Raw genomic sequence first — 21,202 nt, 5'->3', positions numbered from 1 at the left:
ATGAATTTTCCTACGATGTATTCAAACGACGCTGCCACGGGCCTCGCACTGCGCAAATGCAGGGCAAAAGCGCGCCCTCAAGCAGTGCCGACGGCGTTACACTCACGCCCCAGGAAAATGCACAGCACAGGAGTTCCGATGCAATTCGCCGCCGCCATCCCCATCCTGCGGATCTTCTCGGTCGACAAGGCCCGGGAGTTCTACCTTGATTTCCTCGGATTCAGCCTCGACTGGGAGCATCGTTTCGCCCCGGACCTGCCGCTGTACATGCAGGTCCACCGCGACGGGCTGATCCTGCACTTGTCCGAACACCACGGCGACGCCACCCCGGGCTCGGCGGTTTTCGCCAGGGTGGAAGACCTCAAGGCCCTGGAACGGGAACTTCTGGCCAAGCAGTACGGCTACTCCCGGCCGCACGCCGAAAAGGTCGACTGGGGGCTGGAAATGCAGATCGCCGACCCGTTCGGCAACCGCCTGCGCTTCTGCCAGCAGATCGACGACGCCTGATGGCCAGCAATAAACGCGCGCTGGCGCGCCTGGAGCGGGAAATGGTCGCCTGCCTCACCGAGGCCTGCGCCACTGCCCAGGCCGAGATCGTCGGCTTTGCCTGGCTCACCCACCAAGTCGACCTCGACGACTTCCCTGCCAGCCTGCGTATCACCTGGGTGTTCACTGACGATACGGCCAAGGCCGATGCACTGGCCGGTGCGGCCAAGGCGCGGATACTGGCGCTGACCACCCAGGCACTGGCCGAGGCCGGAGTGCAGCTGGACCATGTGGCGTGGCATTTGCGCTATGACAGTGAAGAAGCTTGCTGGCGCGACCATGGTGGGGACTGGAATCGGCGGTTGCGCTGAGTTTGGATCGTGTGAGGGCCGGCAGGTGCATGGCGAAAGATGTGCAGCGCCAGGCACCTGGTGGCCCTCACCCAATATCCCGCCATGCACCCGAAGGCCCAACTCAAATCCTGTATCAACCAACAACCGAGCCGCCCAGCCGCAAGCCCGGCCAATTCGTGACTGGCCGTTTCCGATCCGCGCCGGATGTATTAAGGTGGCGTGGTGCGCATATAACAGCAGCCCGCCGTGTTCGGGCTTTGAGCTATGAGGGTGTCATGAGCAACGCAAGCATTAACTGGGACAAGCTGGGCTTCGACTACATCAAGACCGACAAGCGTTACCTGTCCGTATGGCGTAACGGCGAGTGGGACAAGGGCACCCTGACCGACGACAACGTGCTGCACATCAGTGAAGGCTCCACCGCCCTGCACTATGGCCAGCAGTGCTTCGAGGGCCTGAAGGCCTACCGTTGCAAGGACGGCTCGATCAACCTGTTCCGCCCCGACCAGAACGCCGCGCGCATGCAGCGCAGCTGCGCCCGCCTGCTGATGCCGCACGTGCCCACCGACGTGTTCATCGAGGCCTGCAAGCAAGTGGTCAAGGCCAACGAGCACTTCGTTCCGCCGCACGGCAAGGGTGCCCTGTACCTGCGCCCGTTCGTGATCGGCACCGGTGACAACATCGGCGTGCGCACCGCGCCCGAGTTCATCTTCTCGATCTTCGCCATCCCGGTCGGTTCGTACTTCAAGGGCGGCATGAAGCCGCACAACTTCCAGATTTCCAGCTTCGACCGTGCCGCCCCCCAGGGCACCGGCGCGGCCAAGGTCGGTGGCAACTATGCCGCCAGCCTGCAGCCGGGTGCCGAAGCGAAGAAAGCCAACTTCGCCGACGCCATCTACCTGGACCCGCTGACCCACACCAAGATCGAAGAGGTCGGCTCGGCTAACTTCTTCGGCATCACCGCCAACAACGAGTTCGTCACTCCGAAATCGGCCTCGGTACTGCCAGGTATCACCCGCCTGTCGCTGATGGAACTGGCGCAATCGCGCCTGGGCCTGACCGTGATCGAAGGCGATGTCGAGATCAACAAGCTCGACCGTTTCATCGAAGCCGGCGCCTGCGGCACCGCCGCGGTGATCACGCCGATCGGCGGCATCGAGTACAACGGCAAGCTGCACGTGTTCCACGACCTGGAAAAGGTCGGCCCGGTCACCCAGAAGCTCTACAACGAGCTGACCGGCATCCAGAGCGGTGACGTCGAGGCACCGGCTGGCTGGATCGTCAAAGTCGCCTGATCCGGCGCGTTGACAGGAACGGGGCAGGCCTGCCCCGTTTTCGTTTATGTGTACATCCGGCAACACTCTGTAGGCATTTCCTGCACCAAGCAGTGAACCTGCCTACAAAAATGCGGTCTTTGGCTGACGGTCAATTCACCCGACCGGATCGCCGGCCCAGTCATCGGGCCTTCATTTGCCCCGTTTCAGCGAAGACCACCATGTCAGACAAGCAGCCCGCCAACTCCGCCCTCCCCGCCCTGCGCGGCGGCCTGATCGCCGCCCTGATCGCCCTCGCCGCCCCGGCCCATGCCGAAGAGCCGGCCAGCGATGCACGCTGGGTCAGCGACAGCCTGAGCACCTACGTGCGCAGTGGCCCCACCGATGGCCACCGGATCGTCGGCTCGCTGAAGTCGGGGCAGAAAGTCAGCCTGGTGACCAGCCAGGGCAACTACAGCCAGGTGCGCGGCCAAAGCGGCGACCTGGTGTGGATCCTCAGCAGTGACTTGCAGGCGTTGCCGGGCCAGAGCGAGCGCCTGCCGCAGCTCGACCAGCAGGTGGCCGACCTGTCCGGCCAGTTGAAAACCATCGACGACAGCTGGAAGAACCGCGTGCAAGGCATGCAGGAGACCCTGGACTCGCGCAAGGCGCTGATCGACGAACTGGAAAGCCGCAACAAGGCACTTAACGAGCAGCTCACCGAGGCCCAGTCGAACCTGCGCGACACCCAGGCGCGGCTGGGGGATGAGAACAAGCAAGTGATGATGCGCTACATGGTCTACGGCGGCAGCATTGCCGGTGCCGGGTTGCTGCTGGGGTTGATCCTGCCGGCGCTGACCCGCGGGCGAAAGCGTAACGACCGGTGGTTCTGAGACGATCTTCTTGACGCCCCATCGCGGGGCAAGCCCGCTCGCACGTGGGCTTAGGTCTCGCTTCCTGCACATGAAAATACGTGGGAGCGGGCTTGCCCCGCGATGGGACCGATCATGTCACGCCGAACGGTTGGTCACCCCGAACGGCACATGCACCGACGGCACCACGGTACTGGTGCTCTTCAGATGCCCGGACTGGTCATCGAAGAAGATGTGCGGCTTGAGCACCTGCAACACGCGACGCTTCTCGATGCCACCGAGGAAGAACGCATCGTTGGCCATCACCCCCCAGCTCTTCAATGTGTTCAACGCCCGCTCGTGGGATGGCGCGTTGCGCGCGGTGACGATCGACACCCGCAGACGGTTCTCGTAGCCGGGGTGGTCAAGTTTGAACTGCTCCTCCGCGGCCTGTATCCGCGCAATGCGCACGAAGAACTCCTTCAGCGGGCCGGGGTTGTGCGGCTGGGCCTTGTTCAGCACTTCGTGGGCATGGAAGCTGCCCAGCCCGCCGGACTGCATCACCGCCTCCGACTCGTCGCCGGCCAGCACGCCATCGAAGTCGAAGGCGATGCGCAGGTTGTCGTCGCTTTCGTCGTCATCGAACTGCGAGTCGAGCACCTGCCCGGCCGGGTAACCGGCCTGGATCGCCGCGTCCACATGCTGCTTGTCGGCGGACAGGAACAACGCGATGTTCAGCGCCGGAATGTATTCATAAGGCGAGCGACCCTGGGTGAAGATCGCCCGGGTCATGTTCAGCCCGTAATGGCCGATGGTCTTCATCACCCGCAACCCGGTGTCGGGGTCGTTCTGCGACAGCAGCACCACCTCCACCAGCGGGTCCTCCGGGTCTTCACGCAGGTCATTGAGCGCCAGCAGGCGCTTGATGAACGGGTAGGCAATGCCCTTGCCCAGCGGCACGTCCAGGTGCTGCTCCTGGTACTTGCGGTACTGCGCCTCGCCGTCGCGGCGGAACACCGCATCGGCTTCGCTGAGGTCGAACACCGCGCTTGACGCAACACCAATCACCAGGCGGTCGTCCAGTTCGAAGGGCATGCTGGGTTCCTTGTCTTGTAGGGCAGATGTTCAGGTGTCGCTGCGCCCCTGCAGGCGCGACGACCAGTCTTCGACCTGGCGTTGCGCCAAGCGCTTTTCCAGGGTCCGCCGCCAGTTCGGCACCAGCGGCAGCGCCAGGCATTCCTGCAGCAGCTCAGGCTCCAGGCATTTGTCGAACAGCACCGCCGACAGCCGCGCCACCGACCACTGGCCATGGGGGCGCTCGACCAGTTGCAGGGCATCGCCCGCCTGCACCACGCCCTCCTCCACGACCCGGTAGTACCAGCCGGTGCGTCCGCTCTGCTGCACCCGCAGGGCCATCTGCGCCACGTCGAAACGCTCGTTGAGTTTCCAGCACGGCATGCGCCCCTGGGAGATTTCCAGCAAGGCGGTGCCAGCACGTATGCGATCGCCCAGGCAAACATCGGCCTCGGTCCAGCCGGTGCTGCTGAAGTTTTCGCCAAAGGCGCCGGGTTGCGCCAGCAGCGGGTGCTCGCCCAGCTCGGCAGCCCAAGCGGCGTAGTGTTCACGAGGGTAGTGATGGATGGCTTTCTCGACCCCGCCGTGTACGCGCAGGTCACCTTGTTCGTCACCCGCGATACCCAGCGCGGTCACCTGCAAGGCACCCTGGCGGGGCTGCTTGTCGATGGCGCTGTGCGAACCTGGCCGGGTGAAGGGCCGAGCGATGCCGGTGAGCAGGCTGTCGAGGCGCGGGCTGGACGGGATCATGGGGAGCTCTCGTGGGATGACCCAAGCGAGCTTACACGAGACCCCGCGCCCTCCCAAAGGCTCGTGGCTACTTGCCGCGCGCTTTGTTGTAGATGGTCTTGGCACGGTCGGCCGAGGCCTGACACTTGGCCATGTCACCGCTGGCCTTGGCGTCCTTGGCTTCCTTGAGCAAGTTATGGTAGTCGTGCGCCATACCGCCATGCAGCGCCTGGCCATCGGTTTTGCTGATGTACTCCAGGTCATTGATCTTGGCATCGCAGTTGGTCGCCGCGCTGTCCTCGGCCTGTGCGGCAAAACTCAGTACCGAGGCAATCACTAGCAGTGTCATGGATTTCATGGAGCGTTCTCCTGGGAAATAGCCGGACTGCTGAAAGGTCGGCGGCACAACGCGCCGACGCAGCGACAAGAATAGTGCTCCAACGCACGCCCTGCGCGGGCTTCAGCCAAACGGCAGCGGCCGTTCGCTGACCAGGAAATCAATGAACACGCGCACCTTCAACGGCATGTGCCTGGCCTGCGGGTAAACCAGCATGAAGGGCCGCGTGGTGCCGCCGAAATCCGCCAGCACCTCCACCAGCTCACCGCTGTCCAGGGCGTCCTGCACGGTGAAGCGGTAGGCCTGCATCAGGCCGCCACCGTGGCGCACCAGCGTGCTGGTGGCGAGGAAGTCGCCCAGACAGGTGAAGGCGCCCTGGGTGTCCAGCTCGATCATCTGCCCGTCGCGCCGAAAGCTCCAGGGCGGACGGCGACCACTGCTGGGCATCTCGAACTGGATGCAGTCGTGCCCGGCCAGGTCATCCGGTGTCTGCGGCACCCCCGCCCGGGCCAGATAACCCGGGGTGGCGACGATCACCAGCTCGGCGTCCTCCAGGCGCCGCGCCACCAGCCGCGAGTCAGCCGGGGCACGGCCGCGGATGGCCAGGTCGAACTGCTCCTCGGCGAAATCGACATTGCGATTGCTGACGTGCACATCCACCAACACCTGCGGATAGCGTTCGCGAAAGCGCGGCAACAACGGCAGCAGGCGGTGGTGGGCATAGGGCGTCGGCGCGCTGATACGCAGCCGGCCGCTAGGCTCGAGCTGCCCACCCGTCACCTGCCGCTCGGCCTCCACCAGTTGCCCCAGGGCCTGGCGGCATTGCTGGTAGTAGGCCTGCCCGGCCTCGGACAAGCGCATCTGCCGGGTGGTACGCACGAACAGGCGCACGCCTAGGCGCTCTTCCAGGCGGGCCACCGACCGGCTCACGGCGGCAGGCGTGACCCCGGCCAGGGTAGCCGCCTCGGTGAAGCTGCCGGCATCGGCGGCAAGGCAGAACAGCTCCAGGCTGCCCAGTTGCAGGTCATCGAAATGGCGGGTCATGACGGCTCGATTGATTACACGATGTATCGATTGAAATGCCATGCGCCTCATTTTTCAAGCGAGCGTTGCAACTTACAGTGATTCCACACCGAGCCAAGGCTCATCCACTGGAGATCACCCCATGAGCAACCCACGCACCGTCATCATCACCGGCGCATCCAGCGGCCTGGGCTTCGCCCTCGCCCAGGCCTTCCTCGAACGCGGCGACAACGTGGTCGGCAATGCCCGCAGCCAGGCGCGCCTGGACGCCGCTGCCGCGCAGCTGGGCAACCCGGCCGGGTTCGTCGGCGTGGCCGGCGACATCGCCGAAAAAGCCACCGCCGAGCGCCTGTTCGCCACCGCGCTGGAGGCCTTCGGCCGGGTGGATATCCTGGTCAACAATGCCGGTATCTTCATTCCCAAGCCGGTGGAGGAATACAGCGAAGCCGATGTCGATGCGTTGGTCGGCACCAACCTCAAGGGTTTCTTCTACCCCGCCCAGGCCGCCGCCCGGGTGATGAAGGAGCAATGTCACGGGCATATCATCGCCATTACCGCGTCGGTGGCCATGCAACCGGACACCCGGGTACCGGCGCTGCTGCCGGTGCTGGTCAAGGGCGGCCTGAACCAGGCGGTCAAGGGCCTGGCCCTGGAGCTGGCCAGCAGCGGCGTGCAGGTCAACGCCGTGGCCCCTGGGATCATCGACACCCCGCTGCACGGCGGCGAGGCCCAAGGGCTGGGCGCGCTGTCGCCGAGCGGCCGTACCGGCAAGCCGCAGGATGTGGTGGACGCCGTGCTGTACCTGACCGACGCACGCTTCGTCAGCGGCGTCATCCTGCCGGTCGACGGCGGCAGCACCGCCGGCACCTGGCACTGAACCCACGGAGAAACTGAACATGCCTTATGTCCATATCCGCGTCACCGATGAAGGCGTCAGCGCTGAGCACAAGCGCCAGTTGATCGAAGGCACCACGCGACTGTTGCAGGAGGTGCTGGGCAAACCACCGGCCAGCACTTTCGTGGTGATCGAAGAAGTGCCCACCGACAATTGGGGGGTGGGCGGCGAGACGGTGACGGCGTTGCGCCAGCGCGAGCGGGGTTGAGCCCTTTCGCCTGTAGGAGCGGCTTTAGCCGCGAAGCAAGCGCCACGGTAATGGCCCCGGCCTTGCCGGGGTTCGCGGCTGAAGCCGCTCCTACAGGGGCCGCGCAGATCTTGAGACTTGCCGGCGAAGCGTCGACGCAGGCGCCTCGTCGATCTGCGCCATGCTCAACCACGCCGTTTCCCTGAGCAGCAGCGAACACACCGCCACCAGCGCCAGCGCCGCGGCCCCGTACAGCGCCACACCCAACGGGTTGTGGTCGGTGAGAATGAGGATCGCCGTGGCAACGCTCGATGCCGTGCCCCCGCCCAACGCCGCGCCGATCTGGTAGCTGGCGGAAATCCCCGAATAACGCATCTCACGCGGGAACTGCTCGCCGAGGAACGCCGGGATCGGCCCCTGGGTCGCGCCCATCAGCAATCCGACCAGGCTGTAGGCGCACAGCGCAATCGCGAAACTCTTCATGTCGACCAAGGCAAAGAAGGCAAACAACCCCAGCGCCATCACCAAAGCACCGAACACCATCACCCTGCGCCGCCCAAGGCGGTCGGACAGGTGCCCGAACAGCGGCGCCGACAAGACGATGGCCACCGACAGGGTCAGGTCGAACATCAGTGCCTGGGTGCTGCCGAACCCGGCCTGGGTGGCATAGGTGAGAAAGAAGGTGCTGCCGATGTAGGCGATGGTGCAGTAACCGAAGGCGATGCCGGTGCACAGCAGCAGTTGCCGTGGCCGCTGGCGCAGCGCTTCGGCCAATGGTGCCCGCACCGGTTTGGCTGCAGGCACGGCAAGCGGCGCGGGCGTCTTGAGCCGCGCATACAGGCCGATCAACACCAGGCTGCCACCGAGCCAGAACGGAATCCGCCAGGCGAAATCCACCAGGTTGTCGTTGGCCGCGGCGCTGACGATGGCGAACACCCCGGCGCCGAGAATCCCGCCGACGCCGATGCCCATGCTCGTGAAGCTGCCCCACAGCCCACGTCGCCCGGGCGGCGCCGACTCGATGCCGAACAGCGCCGCGCCGCCCCATTCGCCGCCGGCGGCGAAACCCTGGACCAGGCGCAACAGCACCAGCAGCACCGGCGCAGCCACGCCGATGCTGGCGTGGCTGGGCAGGCAGCCGATCAGGAACGTACTCAAGCCCATCAGCAGCAAGGTGGCGACCAACACTTTCTGCCGGCCAATGCGGTCGCCGTAGTGGCCGAACACAAAGCCGCCCAGGGGCCGGGCGAAGAAGCCGGCACCGAAGGCGCTGAACGCCACCAGGGTCGCCGTCAGGTGGTCGAGCCCAGGGAAGAACACCTGAGGGAAGACCAGCGCGGCAGCGGTGCCGTAGATGATGAAGTCGTAGAACTCCAGCGCGGTGCCCAGGCCGGAGACGCAAAAGGTCCGCAAGGCGGAGCGGGATGAAGCGGTGTGCGCATGCATTGTTTTTATTCTCGGAATGCAGATGGGCTCAGAAGCGCTGGAAGCCGGCCTTGGCCAGTTGCAGCGGGGTGCCCGCCACGTAGTCCAGCGCGCAGTGTTCAGTGTCGATGCCAACGCTGAGCAGGGTTTCCCAGCGCTCGGTATCGGGCATGGTCATGTCCGGATGGAAGCAGATCGGCGCGCTGTCGCCGGCCGCGCCGCACATCGCCTCGGCGCGGGCGCGCAGGTCGGCATCGGTCATCTGACCGATCACCTGCTGCAGATGGCCCAGGCGGCCGAGGGTGTCGGCGCGGTCGGCGACCTGCTCGCCCTGGCTCAGCTGGGGGTCGAGGAAATGGTTGGTGTGCAGCAGCCAGCCATCTTCGCGGGGCAACACCAACGCCGTGCGCTCGGGGCTCAGTTCGATGCTCACCGCGCGCGGGCTGCGGTCCTCGCGGGAAAACACGGTGAGCACGGTGGACGCACTGACCCGCGCCGAGCGCGCCAGCTCCACGGCCTCGTCGACGCTGCGGGCGTCTTCCAGCAGGCGCCGGGCGATGGCATGCACCGGCACGCCGCCGCTGGCGTTGTCGCTGGCGTGATGGAGGATGTTGAAATGCAGGCCCACGCCTGCGCTGTTCACCCCCAGCTTGGCCAGCATGCCAAATTCGCAGAACAGCTTGACCTGCATGCCGCCCACTGTGTGCAGCCCGAGCATCAGGCCGTGGGGGCACAGGCTGTCATGCCAGTCCCAGGTCTGCAGGGTCTGCGGCGGGCGCGCACCGCGCGGGGCGTGCACGCTGGTCGAGCATTCGTGGTGGCGGGTCCGGGCGGCCAGCACTTCGGTACGGGCGTTGAGGGCGGCCAGTTGCCACAGCGGCAGGTCGGCGCCCTTGGCCATGCCAATCACCTCGGTGGCCAGCTCCGGGCTCCAGGCCTGAAGCGCGGCCAGGCTGTTTTCGCCGATGCGCCGGGCCTCGCCCAGGCTCACGCCGATCCTGGGGAAGAAGCCCAGGTACAGCTCGGTGGTGTGGCGGACTTGTTCGGCGAACAGCGCGCCGAGCTGCGCACCGCGTGCCAGCGGGTCGCGGATGTCGGTGACGAAGGTGTGAATCTTCACTGCGGGGAACTCCTGGTACGGCAGGCTCGATGTTCAGGCAAGCCTAACCACGCCGGCGCAAGCGATCATCGCCCTGCCCCGCACAACTTTTGTGCCCAGGCGGAAAAACTCAGGCCTGCAAACCTTGCTCACGCAGGTGCTCGTGCAGCAAGGCGATGAAGGCCTGCACCTTGCGCGTATTGCGCCGGTGCGGCAGGTACAGCACGTGCACCCAGGGGCCGAAGGCGCTGAGGGCGCGCCAGTAGTCTGGCAGCACCTCGACCAGCTCGCCGCGGGCCAGGTACGGCGCCGCGCACCAGGTGGGCACGAATTGCAGGCCCTGGCCGTCGAGCAGGCAGGCCAGCAGGAAATCGAAGTTGTCACTCAGCAAGCGCGGGGTGGGCTGGCGCACCCGCAGGGCCTGGCCGTCGCGCTCGATCCACCAGAAGCTGCGGTTGAGCAGCGGGTGGCGCAGCAGCAGCCAGTCGTGCTGGGCGTAGTTGTCCAGCGTGATGTCTGCGCCGCGCCGCTGAAGGTAGGCCGGGCTGGCACAGAGGATCACCCGGTTCTCGATCAGCGGCTGGGCGATCAGCTCGGGCTGGTCGGTGGGGCCGTCGCGCAGCGACAGGTCGTAACCGCCGTCGATCAGGTCCTCGTTGGCGTCGTTGAGGTTCACCTCCAGGCGCACCTGCGGGTGTTCGCCCATGAAGCGGCAGCACACCTGGTTGAGAAACGCCGGGCCGAACGAGGGCGGCGCGGTGATGCGCAGGGTGCCGCGCAGTTCATGCTGCAACTGCTCGACCTCCTCGGTGACCAGCTGCAGATGCATCAACGCCTGGCGCGCGCCGTCCAGGTACAGGCTGCCGGCCTCGGTCAGGGCCATGCGCCGGGTGGTGCGTTCGAACAGGCGCACCCCCAATTCCGCCTCCAGGTGGGCGACGGCCTTGGTGATCGCCGACGGCGTCTTGCCCAACTGCTCGGCGGCGCGGCTGAAACTGCCGTGCTCGGCGGCGGCGACGAAGATGGTCAGGGCCGTCATTTTGTCCATGGTTGGTTCCTGTGAGGCACAAGTGGGCGTGCGAAGCAGTATCCATCCAGAGCCGAGGTGTGGGCAAACAGCGGGCCGCTTCGCGACCCTTTCGCCGGCAAGCCGGCTCCCACACCGACCGCGCCGGCCTCTGGCCTTGTGCTGTTCCTGTGGGAGCCGGCTTGCCGGCGAAAGAGCCACAGGGCAGCCCCGGTCGCACTCTTTCCCCAAAGCAAAAAAAGTTGTGCCCAAGACTGCGTTTAACCGACTTCCCACCTTGGCTAGCCTGCGGTCTGATCAAAACAACAACGAGACAGCCGATGAAGCAGTTCCTGAAGATCGCCCTCGGCGCAGGCCTGGCCTGCACCGCCCTGCCCGGCCTCGCCGCCGTGGACCTGATCCTGCACAACGCCAAGGTCTACACCGCCGCCCCCGATCAGCCGTTGCAGCAGGCCGTGGCGGTGGACGGCGAGAAGATCGTCGCGGTGGGCTCGGACCAGGCCGTGCTGCGCCTGAAAACCGCCGGCACGCAGGTCATCGACCTGGGCGGCAAGCTACTGATGCCGGGCATGCTCGACTCCCATTCCCACGCCATCAAGGGCGGCCTGCAACTGGAGCTGGCCAACCTGGCTGGCGAGCAACTGCCCCTCGACGAGCTGGAGCGGCGCCTGCGCCAGTGGCGCGACAACGGCAAGGCCCGGCGTGGCGAGTTCCTCAGTGTCGGCGGCCTGCCACCGACCTACTGGGACGATATCCCGGCCCTGGAACAGCGTTTCAATCACGGCGAGTGGGCCACGCAACCGATCCTGTTCGCCGCCAACGACATGCACACCGGCTGGGCCAACCAGGCCATGCTCCAGCGCGCCGGGGTGAATGCCGCCAGCATCGCCGTCCTGCCCGAGGACGCCCGCAATACCATTGGCCGTCACCCGGACGGCACACCCAATGGTTTCCTGGTCGACGCCAGCCTGTACCCGGTCACTGATCTGCTACCGCCGCTGAGCCAGGACACTTTGCTGACCGCCGGGCGCATGGCCCTAGACTACTACAAGCAGCTGGGCATCACCGGCTGGATGGACCCACTGGCCAACGAGCTGCCGGGCGCCGACGTGCACAACGACTCGCTCGGCGTGCTGCCGGTGTACAAGGCCCTGGCCGAAAACGGCGAACTCACCGCCCACGTCGCGGCGCTGCTGATGGCCGACAGCAAGGCCCGCCCCGCCGACCTGGACGAACTGGACAAGGTGCGTCAGCAGTTCATCGACGTTCCCAACCTCACCCTGCCGGGCATCAAGGTGTTCGCCGACGGCGTGGCCGAGATGCCGGCGCAGAGCGCGGCGATGCTCGAGCCCTACCGCAACTCCGGGCAACGCGGCGAGCTGCTGCTGGACCCGGCGCATTTCGGCGAGCTGGTCAGCGCCGCCGATGCCCGTGGCTGGCTGGTGCACGTGCACGCCATCGGTGACCGCGCGGTGCGCGTGGCGCTCGATGGTATCGAACAGGCGCGGCACGCGCGGCACAGCGGCATTGCCCATTCGATCACCCACCTGCAGATGGTCAGCCCCAAGGAGTACGCGCGTTTTCGCCAGCTCGACGTGATCGCCTCGATGCAGCTGTACTGGGCCAGCGCCGACGAGGCCAACCTCGATCTGGTCAAGCCCTACGTCAGCGCAATGGCCTTCATGCACACCTTCCCGGCGCATTCGCTGCTGAACAACGGCGCCACCATCGCCGGTGCCAGCGACTGGCCGATCAGCACCCCTGAGCCATGGAAAGCCATCTACCAGGCCATCACCCGCAAGGGGCCCAAGGGCGTGCTCAATGCCGGCGAAGCCATCGACCTCAAGACCATGCTGCAGGCCTATACCCTCAACGCCGCCCGGGCCATGCGCCTGGAGCGGCAGGTCGGCTCGCTGGAAGTGGGCAAGCAGGCGGACATGATCGTGCTCGACCGCGATGTGCTGAGCGTGGCCCCGGAGGCGCTGCGAGATACCCAGGTGCTGCAGACCTGGTTCGCCGGCAAGCGTATCTACGCACGCTGAGGCGGCGTCATTGGCGCAGGCGCTCCAGCGCCTCCAGCACATGCCCGATGGCGCGCTCCGGCTCGCCCTCGCGGCAGGCGATGCCGAGCTGGCGCCACAGCCCCGGGCGCAAAGGCCGCCGGAGCACACGCGGATCGTGCTGCGGGCCTTCACCCTCCTGGGGCAACAGGGTCGCACCGTACCCCGCGCCCACCAGGCTCTTGATCGCGTCGTTGAAGTTCAGTTCGATGCGTGGCTCGGGGTAGAGCCCGGCGGCGGCGAACCATTCCGAAGTCACCCGCGACAACTGTGTGGTGCTGTCGTTGAGGATCAGTGCCCGCCCGGCCAGCCAGGCCGGCGTGACCCGCGCCGGCGGGCGCCAGTCGGCGGGCACGTAGGCCAGGATCGGGTCGCGGCGCCAGGGTGTGAGCTTCAGCCCCTTGCCTGCCACCTGTGGCAGCGCCACCAGGCCTATGTCCAGGGAACCTTCGCGCAGACGGGCCAGCGAGGCCTGCGAGGTCAGCACCTGCACCTGGACGTCGATGCCTGGGTGATCCACGCGCAAGGCGTCGAGCGCCTGGGGTAGCAGGTGGGCGATAGCGCCCGTGGAAGCGCCCAGGCGCACGCGGCCGGTCAGGCCTTCGACCTGTCGGCGCACCTCGTCCAGCGCCTGGTCGGCATCGGCCAGCAGGCGCCGGGCACGTAGCAGCAGGGTCTCGCCGACCGGGGTCGGCCGCACCTGGCCACGGGCGCGAGTGAGCAAGGGCGCGCCGATGCGCGCCTCAAGCTCGGCCACGTGCAGGCTGATGGTCGGCGGCGCCAGGTTGAGCTGGCGGGCGGCGTCGGCGAAGGAGCCGTGGTCGGCGATCACCACCAGGGTGCGCAGGCGGTCGAGGCTGATTTCTCGCATGGGGTTTCCTGGGTACGTGGGAGCGGGCTTGCCCCGCGATGGCGCCAGGCCTGGAAATGATCTTGCCTGGGCGGGCCCTATCGCGGGGCAAGCCCGCTCCCACGGGATAAGTTCAACACAGATTACTTCGTTCAGATTTAATGAACTTTACGATCATGATATTCAAATTTTCTTTCGTCCAGCCGCAAGCGAGGATACGCCCACTCCCCTTCTCCACGGACACACTCCATGACCCAGCCCCTTGTCTTCATCGACGGCGACCAAGGCACCACCGGCCTGCAAATCCACGCGCGCCTGCACGGCCGCCAGGACCTGCGCCTGCTCACCCTGCCCGAGGCCGAACGCAAGGACCCGGCGCGGCGCAGCGAAGCGATCAACAGCGCCGACATCGCCCTGCTGTGCCTGCCCGATGACGCTGCCCGCGATGCCGTGGCGACGCTGCGCAACCCGGCGGTACGGGTAATCGATGCCAGCTCCGCGCACCGTACCGCGCCCGGCTGGGTATACGGCCTGCCGGAGCTTGACCAGCACCAGGCCGAGCGCATCGCCGCCAGCACCCGTATCAGCAACCCCGGCTGCTACCCCACCGGCGCCATCGCCCTGCTGCACCCGCTGGTCAAGGCCGGGCTGCTGCCAGCGGACTACCCGTTGAGCATCCATGCCATTTCCGGCTACAGCGGCGGTGGCCGGGCGGCGGTCGAGCGCCATGAGCAGCCCGCCGAAGGTTACCTGCCGACCTTGCAGCTGTACGGCCTGGAGCTGGCGCACAAGCATGTGCCGGAAATCCAGCAGCACGCCGGGCTCAGCGCCCGCCCGCTGTTCGTGCCCGGCTACGGCGCCTATCGCCAAGGCATCGTACTGAGCATCCCCGTGCAACTGCGGTTGCTGCCAGGCGTGACCGCGCAACAGTTGCAGACCTGCCTGGAGCAGCACTACCAGGGCGCCCGTCATGTGCAGGTGATGCCCTTGCATCAGGACGGCCCGGCCCCGGCGCTTGACCCGCAGGCGCTGAACGACAGCAATGACCTGCGCCTGGCGCTGTACGCCAACCCCGAGCACGGCCAGGTATTGCTGACAGCCGTGTTCGACAACCTCGGCAAGGGGGCCTCGGGCGCCGCGGTGCAGAACCTCGACCTGCTGCTGGCTGGGCTGCGCTAGCCACAGCGGGTAAACTACGCGCCCGCCTCGTTCGAAGCGGGCGTTTCAGCCCACCCGGAGCCCTACCCGCGATGTTCATCCTCCGCCGCCTCGACGGCGTGCCGCCCGAATCCTTCCAGAACCAGATCCGCCAGCTGGTGATCGACCATGTCGGCCAGCTCAGCAGCGTCGCCATCAGCCCGGACAATCCGCTGTACCCGCTGTACCAGTACGGCGTCGGCCTTGAGGTCCACCAGTACCTGATGGCCCTGGACGGCACCCGTGGCCTGGCCGTAGAGCTGACCCTGGCGCTGGATGCCGACGCCCCGGACCAGTTGCTCGGCTTTGCCCTGGCGCTGCCGGCCCAGGACGATGCGCAGGCCTGCAGCCTGGCGTTCCTTGCAGTACATCAAGACCATCGCCGCCAGGGCATCGCCCGCGCATTGCTGGATGACCTGCGCAGCCGCTACGCCTGCGTCGAGCTGAGCGCCTTCGCCGAGCAGGTCCCATGGTTCGAGGCCATGGGCTTGCAGGTGATTGCCAGCGCCGGGCCACAGGTGCTGATGAGCAGCACCGGGCGTGCCAGCGGGGCGCTGATCGGGCGGCTGGACATTGCGCCGATCTACCAGACGGTCGAGGTGATGCAGATCCACACCTACCTGCTCAATCAGAACGGGGAGGACGTGATGATGGAGGCGGAACAATCGCGCGATGAGCGGTTGGATGAGTTGGCGGAGCAGGCCAAGGCGTGCGTGAGGCAGCGGCTGACGCGGCATTGAGGTAGAACGCTGGGGGCGCTTTGCGCCCCCCGGCAATCCTCAGCCATGCACCCAACGCCGGTGCAACCCTCGGGCCAGCGCATCGAGCATGAACCCCAGCACCCCGATCAACAGCACCATGGCCATCAGCTCGGAATACGCCAGGCGGTCACGGGTATCGAGGATGAAATACCCCAACCCCGCACTGACCCCAAGCATCTCGCACGGCACCAGCACGATCCACAGGATGCCGATGGCCAGCCGCACGCCGGTCAGTACATGGCCAATCACCCCCGGCACGATCACCTTGCACAAGGTCTCCCAGCGCGTGGCGCTGAGGCTGCGCGACAGTTGCAACCAACGCGGATCGAGCTGTCGCACCCCGGCGGCGGTATTGAGCAGGATCGGCCACAGCGCGGCGAAGGCCAACAGGAAGTAGATCGGCTGGTCGCCCACGCCCATCAGCATCACCACCACCGGCATCCACGACAGCGGCGAGATCATCCGCAGAAACTGGAACGCCGGCGTGGTTGCCGCCTCCAGGTGCCGGTAACTGCCCACCAGCAAGCCCAACGGCACGCCGATCAACAGCGCCAGCAAAAGGCCGATCAGGATGCGCTTGAGGCTCACCCAGATATGCCCGTACACCTCGCCCTGCCCCAGCAACTCCACCAGGCTCGCCAGCGTGGCCTGGGGCGAGAAGCGCGCCGACAGGCCGTCGGCCGCGCCGAACACCTGCACCCCCGCCCACCACAGCAACAGCAGCAGCGCCAGGCCGGCAAGACCCAGGGCGCCATGTACGACATGCCTTTGCATCAGACCGCGAACTCCTCGCTGCGCTGGAAGTTCTCGGCAATGCCGAAGGTTGCCGGGCCGCCCACCGCAGCGATGGCATTACGCACGAAGCGATCGTCGACCAGATCGCGAGCGACGTGCGCGGGGTCGAGCCCGGCGAGGAAGCCGTTCTCGCCTTCGATCAGGGTGCCTTTCAGGCGCTTGACCAGTTCCTCGGTGTAGCTGGGGTACGGGTACGGCTGGAAGTCGATGCGCTTTTCATCCCATTGCTGGTGCTGGATCGCGCCACTGGCGATGTAGCCGGCACGGTCCTCGGCGGCAGGCGCCAGTACCTTGGCCAGCACCGCGGGCTCGTGCGGGGTGTACTTGTTGGGGCCGGCCTTGGACAGCAGCGCGGCCGCCTCGGCTCGGTGGTCGCGGGTCCATTGCTGGGCCTTGACGATGGCGTTGACCACCTTCTGCGACCATTCCGGGCGGTTGTTGAGGTCGTGTTCGTGCATGAACACCACGCAGCAAGCATGGTTGCGCCACACGTCACCGGTGAAGCGCTGCACGCGGCCGACCTTGAGGTTCTCGGCCAGGGCGTTGAACGGCTCGGCGACGATGTAGCCGGCGATGCGCTTGCTGGCCAGGGCCGGCGGCATGTCCGACGGCGGCAGCACCAGCAGGTTGACCTCGTTGGCGGCCAACTGTGCGTTGGCCGGCTTCGACACCGGCGTGAGGCCGTTGTCGTTGAGCATCTGCTGCAGCACCACGTTGTGGATGGAGTACCAGAACGGGATGGCTACCGTCTTGCCGCCGAGCTGCTTCATCTCGGTGATGTCCGGGGCCACGGTCAGGCCCGAGCCGCCGACATGGTTCCAGGCCACCACCTTGGCCGGCACCTTGCTGCCATAGCGGGCCCACACGGTCATTGGCGACAGCAGGTGGATCACGTTGACCTGGCCGGAAATGAACGCCTCGATCACCTGCGCCCAACTGCGCAGCAGCACCGGGCGCTCGGCCTTGATGCCTTCGGCCTCGAACAGGCCGTTGTTGTGCGCCACCAGCAAAGGTGTGGCGTCGGTGATCGGCAGGTAGCCGATGCGCACCGGTGCGTCAGGCTCGGCGGCGGCGCGCGCCTGCAGGCTGGCCAGCAGCGGCACGGCGCCAGCGGCGGTGAGCATGGCGCTCAGTTTGAGAAAATCGCGACGGGACGTGGTGGAGCAGCAGTCATCCATGCACATGGACAGCCTCCGAGGGCAAGGGGGATGGGGTGGGTTCGGCTGTGCGGCTTGCCCGCCGAAGGGTTTTGAGGATTTCGATGCGCAGCGCGCCCAGTTCCTCGACCCGCTGCGCCCGGGGTTGCGGCAGGTCGATATGCCATTGGCCGAGGGTGCGCGCCGGGTGGTTGCCCAGTAGCAGCACGCGATCGGACAGCAGCAGGGCTTCGTCGATATCGTGGGTGATCAGTACGGCAGCGGTGTTGTGGGTGGCGATCAGTTGCAGCAGCAGTTGCTGCATGGCGGCGCGAGTCACTTCGTCCAGCGCGCCGAACGGCTCGTCCAGCAACAGCACTTCGGGTTGCCGCGCCAGGCAGCGGGCCAGCGCGGTGCGCTGGGCCATGCCGCCGGACAACTGCGCCGGGTACTGGTTGCGGGCATGGCTCAGGCCCACCGCCGCGATGGCGTGGTCGATGCGTGCGCGGCGCTCGCTGGCGGCCAGCTTGGGCTGGCGGGCGAAGTCGAGGCCGAAGGCAACGTTCTTCTCCAGGCTCAGCCAGGGCAGCAGGCTGGGGTCCTGGAACGCCACCGCCAGGCGCGGGTGCGGGCCCTGCAGCGCCTCGCCGTGCAAAGTCACACTGCCGCCACGGGGCTGCTGCAGGCCGGCCAGCACCCGCAGCAGGCTCGATTTACCGACCCCGCTGGGGCCGAGGATGGTCACCACCTCGCCCGGTGCCAGCGCCAGGTCGAACTGTTCCAGCACCGGCTGCCAGCCGCCCTCGCGGGGGTAGCCCAGGCTGATGTCGCGGGCGTCGAGTAGCACGTCGGTCATGCCGCACTCGCCTGGCGTTGCAGTTCGGCGCGCAGTTGCACCAGGCTCGGCGTGACGATCGGCACGAACGCCGACTCGCGCCAGCGGCGCGCGAAGCTTTCGCCATAGGCGGTGAGGTAAGCCTTGCCGCCACTGGCCTGCAGCTCCAGCTGCACGGCGTCGGCAGCGCTTTCGGCGAGGGTGATGCGCAGTTTGAACAACGCGGCCGGCTGCTTGAGGAAGCGGCCGTCGAGCAGGCCCTGCTTGAGCTCGCCGACGGTGTTCTCCAGGCGTTCCTGAAGCACCTGGCGCGCCTCCTCGAGGAAGGACACACGACCATGCAGGTGCTCCTGCACTTCGTCCAAGGCACGCCGCGCCAGACCGATGGCCATGCCGCACTGCAGGGCGAGGAAGGCCGGGCGCACCTGGGGCAAGAACTCGCGGGCGTTGTCGTGCAGCAGCCAGTCACGGGCCAGCGGTACCTGGTGGAAGGCCAAGGCAGCGGTGTTGCTCGACTGCAAGCCCATCAACTGCAGGTCGTCGGAGCGTTCCAGCCCCGGTGCATCGGAGGGGATGGCCAGCACGAACGGCGCGCCTCCGGCATCGTCTTCGATGGCCGCGGCCACCACGAAACCACTCTTGCGCAGGTTGGTCACCCAGTGCAGCCGGCCTTCCAGGCTCCAGCCATCGGCTGCGGGGCGCCCGCGCACCTGCAGTGCCTCGATGCCGGAGAGGAACTTCATGGCATTGGAAAGCCCGGTGGCGCCGGCGAGCTCACCCTTGAGCAGCGCTGGCAGCAGGCGTTCGCGCAAGCCTTGGTTAGGGCTTTGCAGCAGGTATTCAATGAAGGCGCGCTGCCCCCAGCAGACGAAAGCCGCCGCCAGTGAGCGGCTGGCGATAGCGGCAATGGCTTCGACCGCCTCGGTGACATCACCGCCCGCGCCGCCGAGGGCCGGGTCGACGCCTATGCGCAGCAGTTGCGATTCGGCGATGTGCGCCAGTACCAGGTGCGGGTCGCACTGGCCCTGGTCGATGGTCTCGGCGTTGGCATCCAGCCATTGGCGAAAAGCGCTATCAAGCATGTCCCTACTCCTTTGGTGCGCCGGACACGCCGGCATCGGGCGGTTTAGGCCGAAGGCTGCCAGCGGTATTTGCTCAGCTCGTCATTGAGCGGCGTTTGGGCGAACACATTAGCAAAGTTGCACAGGGTTGCGAGGCTCACGCCGAGAATCACTTCCAGGGCATTGCCCTCGGTGAAGCCGGCCTCGCGGAAGGCCTGGTAGGTGGCGTCGCCGACGTTGCCGCGGGTGGCGATGACCTCACGGGCGAACTCGGCCAGGGTTTCGTAACGTGCGTCGGGCAGCTCGCCACGGGCGCGCAGGGCATCGACCACCGCCTGCGGCAGCTTGGCCTTGTTCAGCGCCACGGCGGTGTGGCCGGCAACGCAGAAGTCGCAACCGTGCTGGGTGGCGGCAATCAACTGCACCACTTCGCGCTCGGCCAGGGTCAGCTCGGCCTTGCCGTTGAGCGCCGAGACGGTGACGTAGGTTTCCAGCGCGGCCGGGGCATTGGCCAGCACGCCCAGCAGGTTGGGGATGAAACCGGAGTTCTTCTGTGCGTTTTCGAGGAACGGACGTGCGGCTTCCGGGGCGGTCTGCAGGCTGTGTAGAGTGATGCGCGCGGACATGGAGTGGTCTCCTTTGATGTAGGTCGCTACAGTCTGTTGGTTATAAGAAGTAGCATCCATATTCATCAGTCGCCTTTCCTTGCTCCTGAGTCCTTGCATTAGATGATTTCATCCAGCCACCTTGTCGATTGGTTATTAGAAGGCCTCGAGCTTGACGCCAGCCTGTTCCATGTCGGGCGCTATTGCGGTGGCTGGCACGCCAGCACCCAGGGCATGGGCCGCGCCAGTTTTCACCTGGTGGTACAGGGGCATTGCTGGCTGCACGTCGATGGCCACGCCGAGCCTGTGCGACTTGAGTGTGGTGATGCGGTGTTTCTGCTGCGTGACCTTGCGTATCGCCTGTCGGGTGACGAGGACGTCGCCGACGCCTGCGCCCAGCCGCGCCGGACCATGCAGGCGCTGGACCTGGAGGCCGACGATGGCGTGGGGCTGGTCTGTGGTTTCTTTCATTTCCAGACGGGCTTGTCGTCGCTGATCGTCGAGGGGCTGGCGGACTGGATTCTGCTGCGCGCCAATGATCCGGCCGGCAGTGCGGCTCGTGCGCTGTTCGGTTTGATTCTCGAGGAATGCCGGCGGGCACCGCAGCCGTCGCAGACGGTGCTCGAGCGGCTCACGCACTTGCTGTTCCTGTATGTGCTGCGCCAGCAGGTGCATACAGGGCAGGCACTGGGTGGCTTGGTCGCCCTCGCCCGCCAGCCGGCGTTTGCCGGGCTGCTGGAGAGGCTGATAGAGGAGCCGGGGCAGGCTTGGACGCTGGAGAGCATGGCGGCCTATGCGGGGCTGTCGCGCTCGGCGTTCTTCAAGCGGTTCAATGAACTGGCCGGGCAGTCGCCTGGGCAGGTGTTGCTGGCGCTGCGCATGCGCCAGGCCTGCCAGTTGCTCAAGGCGGGGAATACGGTCGAGCAGGTTGGCGGGCGGGTGGGGTATCAGTCGGTGGCGGCGTTTACTCGGGCGTTTGCCAAGGCGGTGGGAGTGCAGCCGGGGGCTTATCGCAAGCAGCATGAGGGGCGGGAGGGGTAGGTTTTTTGGGGTTCGGGTTTCAGAGTGTGGGTTTTGATAGATGCATGCGCATTCAGCGGCGATGGCGACGCATAGTCACCTTTCCGCCCTTACGGCGGCCTACTTTGGTCTTGGCCAAAGTA

At 66.4% G+C, this 21,202-nt stretch carries 23 protein-coding genes; 10 read left to right on the top strand and 13 right to left on the bottom strand.

Features of this window, described 5'->3' with window-relative positions; translation table 11 throughout:
* Nucleotides 1-138: 138 nt before the first annotated feature.
* The 4 genes from F6X61_RS09595 to F6X61_RS09580 all read left to right on the top strand — a co-directional run bounded on the left by F6X61_RS09595 (nt 139) and on the right by F6X61_RS09580 (nt 2,985).
* The gene (locus F6X61_RS09595) at nt 139-507 is read left to right on the top strand and encodes a glyoxalase superfamily protein (protein WP_153786419.1); all 369 of its coding nucleotides are present in this window, start codon (nt 139-141) and stop codon (nt 505-507) included.
* On the top strand, nt 504-857 hold the full coding sequence (locus tag F6X61_RS09590; RefSeq protein ID WP_153786418.1) for a hypothetical protein: 354 nt from the start codon (nt 504-506) through the stop codon (nt 855-857). The genes F6X61_RS09595 and F6X61_RS09590 overlap by 4 nt, the downstream gene beginning before the upstream one ends.
* A 257-nt stretch (nt 858-1,114) precedes the next feature.
* A complete protein-coding gene (locus F6X61_RS09585) occupies nt 1,115-2,134 on the top strand; it encodes a branched-chain amino acid aminotransferase (RefSeq protein WP_110992793.1) in 1,020 nt (339 codons plus the stop codon).
* 200 nt (nt 2,135-2,334) lie between these two features.
* Nucleotides 2,335-2,985, top strand: coding sequence for a TIGR04211 family SH3 domain-containing protein (locus F6X61_RS09580; RefSeq protein ID WP_153786417.1), 651 nt, complete (start codon nt 2,335-2,337; stop codon nt 2,983-2,985).
* A 117-nt stretch (nt 2,986-3,102) separates the two neighbouring features.
* On the opposite strand, the gene F6X61_RS09575 is transcribed toward F6X61_RS09580, so the two are convergent.
* The 4 genes from F6X61_RS09575 to F6X61_RS09560 all read right to left on the bottom strand — a co-directional run bounded on the left by F6X61_RS09575 (nt 3,103) and on the right by F6X61_RS09560 (nt 6,127).
* A complete protein-coding gene (locus F6X61_RS09575) occupies nt 3,103-4,038 on the bottom strand; it encodes a 5'-nucleotidase (RefSeq protein ID WP_125464418.1) in 936 nt (311 codons plus the stop codon).
* Between the two features lie 30 nt (nt 4,039-4,068).
* Nucleotides 4,069-4,767: an MOSC domain-containing protein gene (locus F6X61_RS09570; protein ID WP_153786416.1), complete on the bottom strand. Its 699-nt coding sequence runs from the start codon at nt 4,765-4,767 to the stop codon at nt 4,069-4,071.
* Nucleotides 4,768-4,834: 67 nt separating this feature from the next.
* Complete coding sequence (locus F6X61_RS09565; RefSeq protein WP_153786415.1) at nt 4,835-5,104, bottom strand: hypothetical protein; 270 nt, start codon at nt 5,102-5,104, stop codon at nt 4,835-4,837.
* Between the two features lie 102 nt (nt 5,105-5,206).
* Nucleotides 5,207-6,127, bottom strand: a complete 921-nt coding sequence (locus F6X61_RS09560) for a LysR family transcriptional regulator (protein WP_153786414.1) — start codon at nt 6,125-6,127, stop codon at nt 5,207-5,209.
* A gap of 121 nt (nt 6,128-6,248) precedes the next feature.
* On the opposite strand from F6X61_RS09560, the gene F6X61_RS09555 reads away from it, so the two are divergent.
* Entirely contained in the window at nt 6,249-6,983 is a 735-nt protein-coding gene (locus F6X61_RS09555; RefSeq protein WP_153786413.1) for an SDR family NAD(P)-dependent oxidoreductase, read from the top strand.
* Nucleotides 6,984-7,002: 19 nt separating this feature from the next.
* Nucleotides 7,003-7,209: a 4-oxalocrotonate tautomerase family protein gene (locus F6X61_RS09550; protein WP_125464422.1), complete on the top strand. Its 207-nt coding sequence runs from the start codon at nt 7,003-7,005 to the stop codon at nt 7,207-7,209.
* A 90-nt stretch (nt 7,210-7,299) separates the two neighbouring features.
* Here F6X61_RS09550 and F6X61_RS09545 read toward each other — a convergent pair whose 3' ends face one another.
* The 3 genes from F6X61_RS09545 to F6X61_RS09535 form a co-directional block, all read right to left on the bottom strand.
* The gene (locus F6X61_RS09545; protein WP_153786412.1) at nt 7,300-8,634 is read right to left on the bottom strand and encodes an MFS transporter; all 1,335 of its coding nucleotides are present in this window, start codon (nt 8,632-8,634) and stop codon (nt 7,300-7,302) included.
* A 28-nt stretch (nt 8,635-8,662) separates the two neighbouring features.
* Nucleotides 8,663-9,733 carry a C45 family peptidase gene (locus F6X61_RS09540; RefSeq protein ID WP_153786411.1) on the bottom strand — a complete coding sequence of 357 codons (1,071 nt, stop codon included), beginning with the start codon at nt 9,731-9,733 and terminating at the stop codon, nt 8,663-8,665.
* 109 nt (nt 9,734-9,842) lie between these two features.
* On the bottom strand, nt 9,843-10,760 hold the full coding sequence (locus F6X61_RS09535; RefSeq protein ID WP_153786410.1) for a LysR family transcriptional regulator: 918 nt from the start codon (nt 10,758-10,760) through the stop codon (nt 9,843-9,845).
* A 299-nt stretch (nt 10,761-11,059) separates the two neighbouring features.
* Here F6X61_RS09535 and F6X61_RS09530 point away from each other — a divergent pair, with 299 nt between their 5' ends.
* Nucleotides 11,060-12,781: an amidohydrolase gene (locus F6X61_RS09530; protein WP_153786409.1), complete on the top strand. Its 1,722-nt coding sequence runs from the start codon at nt 11,060-11,062 to the stop codon at nt 12,779-12,781.
* 7 nt (nt 12,782-12,788) lie between these two features.
* Here F6X61_RS09530 and F6X61_RS09525 read toward each other — a convergent pair whose 3' ends face one another.
* The gene (locus tag F6X61_RS09525; protein WP_153786408.1) at nt 12,789-13,670 is read right to left on the bottom strand and encodes a LysR family transcriptional regulator; all 882 of its coding nucleotides are present in this window, start codon (nt 13,668-13,670) and stop codon (nt 12,789-12,791) included.
* A 228-nt stretch (nt 13,671-13,898) separates the two neighbouring features.
* Here F6X61_RS09525 and argC point away from each other — a divergent pair, with 228 nt between their 5' ends.
* Together argC and F6X61_RS09515 are read left to right on the top strand one after the other, a co-directional pair.
* Nucleotides 13,899-14,828 carry an N-acetyl-gamma-glutamyl-phosphate reductase gene (argC, locus tag F6X61_RS09520; RefSeq protein WP_153786407.1) on the top strand — a complete coding sequence of 310 codons (930 nt, stop codon included), beginning with the start codon at nt 13,899-13,901 and terminating at the stop codon, nt 14,826-14,828.
* A gap of 71 nt (nt 14,829-14,899) precedes the next feature.
* The gene (locus tag F6X61_RS09515) at nt 14,900-15,586 is read left to right on the top strand and encodes a GNAT family N-acetyltransferase (protein ID WP_153786406.1); all 687 of its coding nucleotides are present in this window, start codon (nt 14,900-14,902) and stop codon (nt 15,584-15,586) included.
* Nucleotides 15,587-15,625: 39 nt separating this feature from the next.
* On the opposite strand, the gene F6X61_RS09510 is transcribed toward F6X61_RS09515, so the two are convergent.
* From F6X61_RS09510 to F6X61_RS09490, 5 genes are read right to left on the bottom strand one after another with little or no spacing between them, the layout of a single operon-like run.
* A complete protein-coding gene (locus F6X61_RS09510; protein ID WP_153786405.1) occupies nt 15,626-16,381 on the bottom strand; it encodes an ABC transporter permease in 756 nt (251 codons plus the stop codon).
* The gene (locus tag F6X61_RS09505) at nt 16,381-17,586 is read right to left on the bottom strand and encodes an ABC transporter substrate-binding protein (protein ID WP_153786404.1); all 1,206 of its coding nucleotides are present in this window, start codon (nt 17,584-17,586) and stop codon (nt 16,381-16,383) included. Before F6X61_RS09505 ends, F6X61_RS09510 begins: the two co-directional genes overlap by 1 nt.
* Nucleotides 17,573-18,394 carry an ABC transporter ATP-binding protein gene (locus F6X61_RS09500; protein ID WP_153786403.1) on the bottom strand — a complete coding sequence of 274 codons (822 nt, stop codon included), beginning with the start codon at nt 18,392-18,394 and terminating at the stop codon, nt 17,573-17,575. Before F6X61_RS09500 ends, F6X61_RS09505 begins: the two co-directional genes overlap by 14 nt.
* The gene (locus F6X61_RS09495; RefSeq protein ID WP_153786402.1) at nt 18,391-19,491 is read right to left on the bottom strand and encodes an acyl-CoA dehydrogenase family protein; all 1,101 of its coding nucleotides are present in this window, start codon (nt 19,489-19,491) and stop codon (nt 18,391-18,393) included. The genes F6X61_RS09500 and F6X61_RS09495 overlap by 4 nt, the downstream gene beginning before the upstream one ends.
* Nucleotides 19,492-19,499: 8 nt before the next feature.
* Nucleotides 19,500-20,060 (bottom strand): carboxymuconolactone decarboxylase family protein, encoded by a 561-nt coding sequence (locus F6X61_RS09490; RefSeq protein ID WP_110992776.1) that lies wholly within the window; start codon nt 20,058-20,060, stop codon nt 19,500-19,502.
* 102 nt (nt 20,061-20,162) lie between these two features.
* Between F6X61_RS09490 and F6X61_RS09485 the strand changes: the two genes are divergently transcribed.
* Nucleotides 20,163-21,080 carry an AraC family transcriptional regulator gene (locus F6X61_RS09485; RefSeq protein WP_153786401.1) on the top strand — a complete coding sequence of 306 codons (918 nt, stop codon included), beginning with the start codon at nt 20,163-20,165 and terminating at the stop codon, nt 21,078-21,080.
* Nucleotides 21,081-21,202 lie beyond the last annotated feature (122 nt).

It is taken from the genome of Pseudomonas sp. EMN2 (assembly GCF_009650555.1).
Classification (GTDB): Bacteria; Pseudomonadota; Gammaproteobacteria; order Pseudomonadales; family Pseudomonadaceae; genus Aquipseudomonas; species Aquipseudomonas sichuanensis.
The sequence above is the reverse complement of the archived record's forward strand: the minus strand, read 5'-3'. Positions and strand labels throughout refer to the sequence as shown.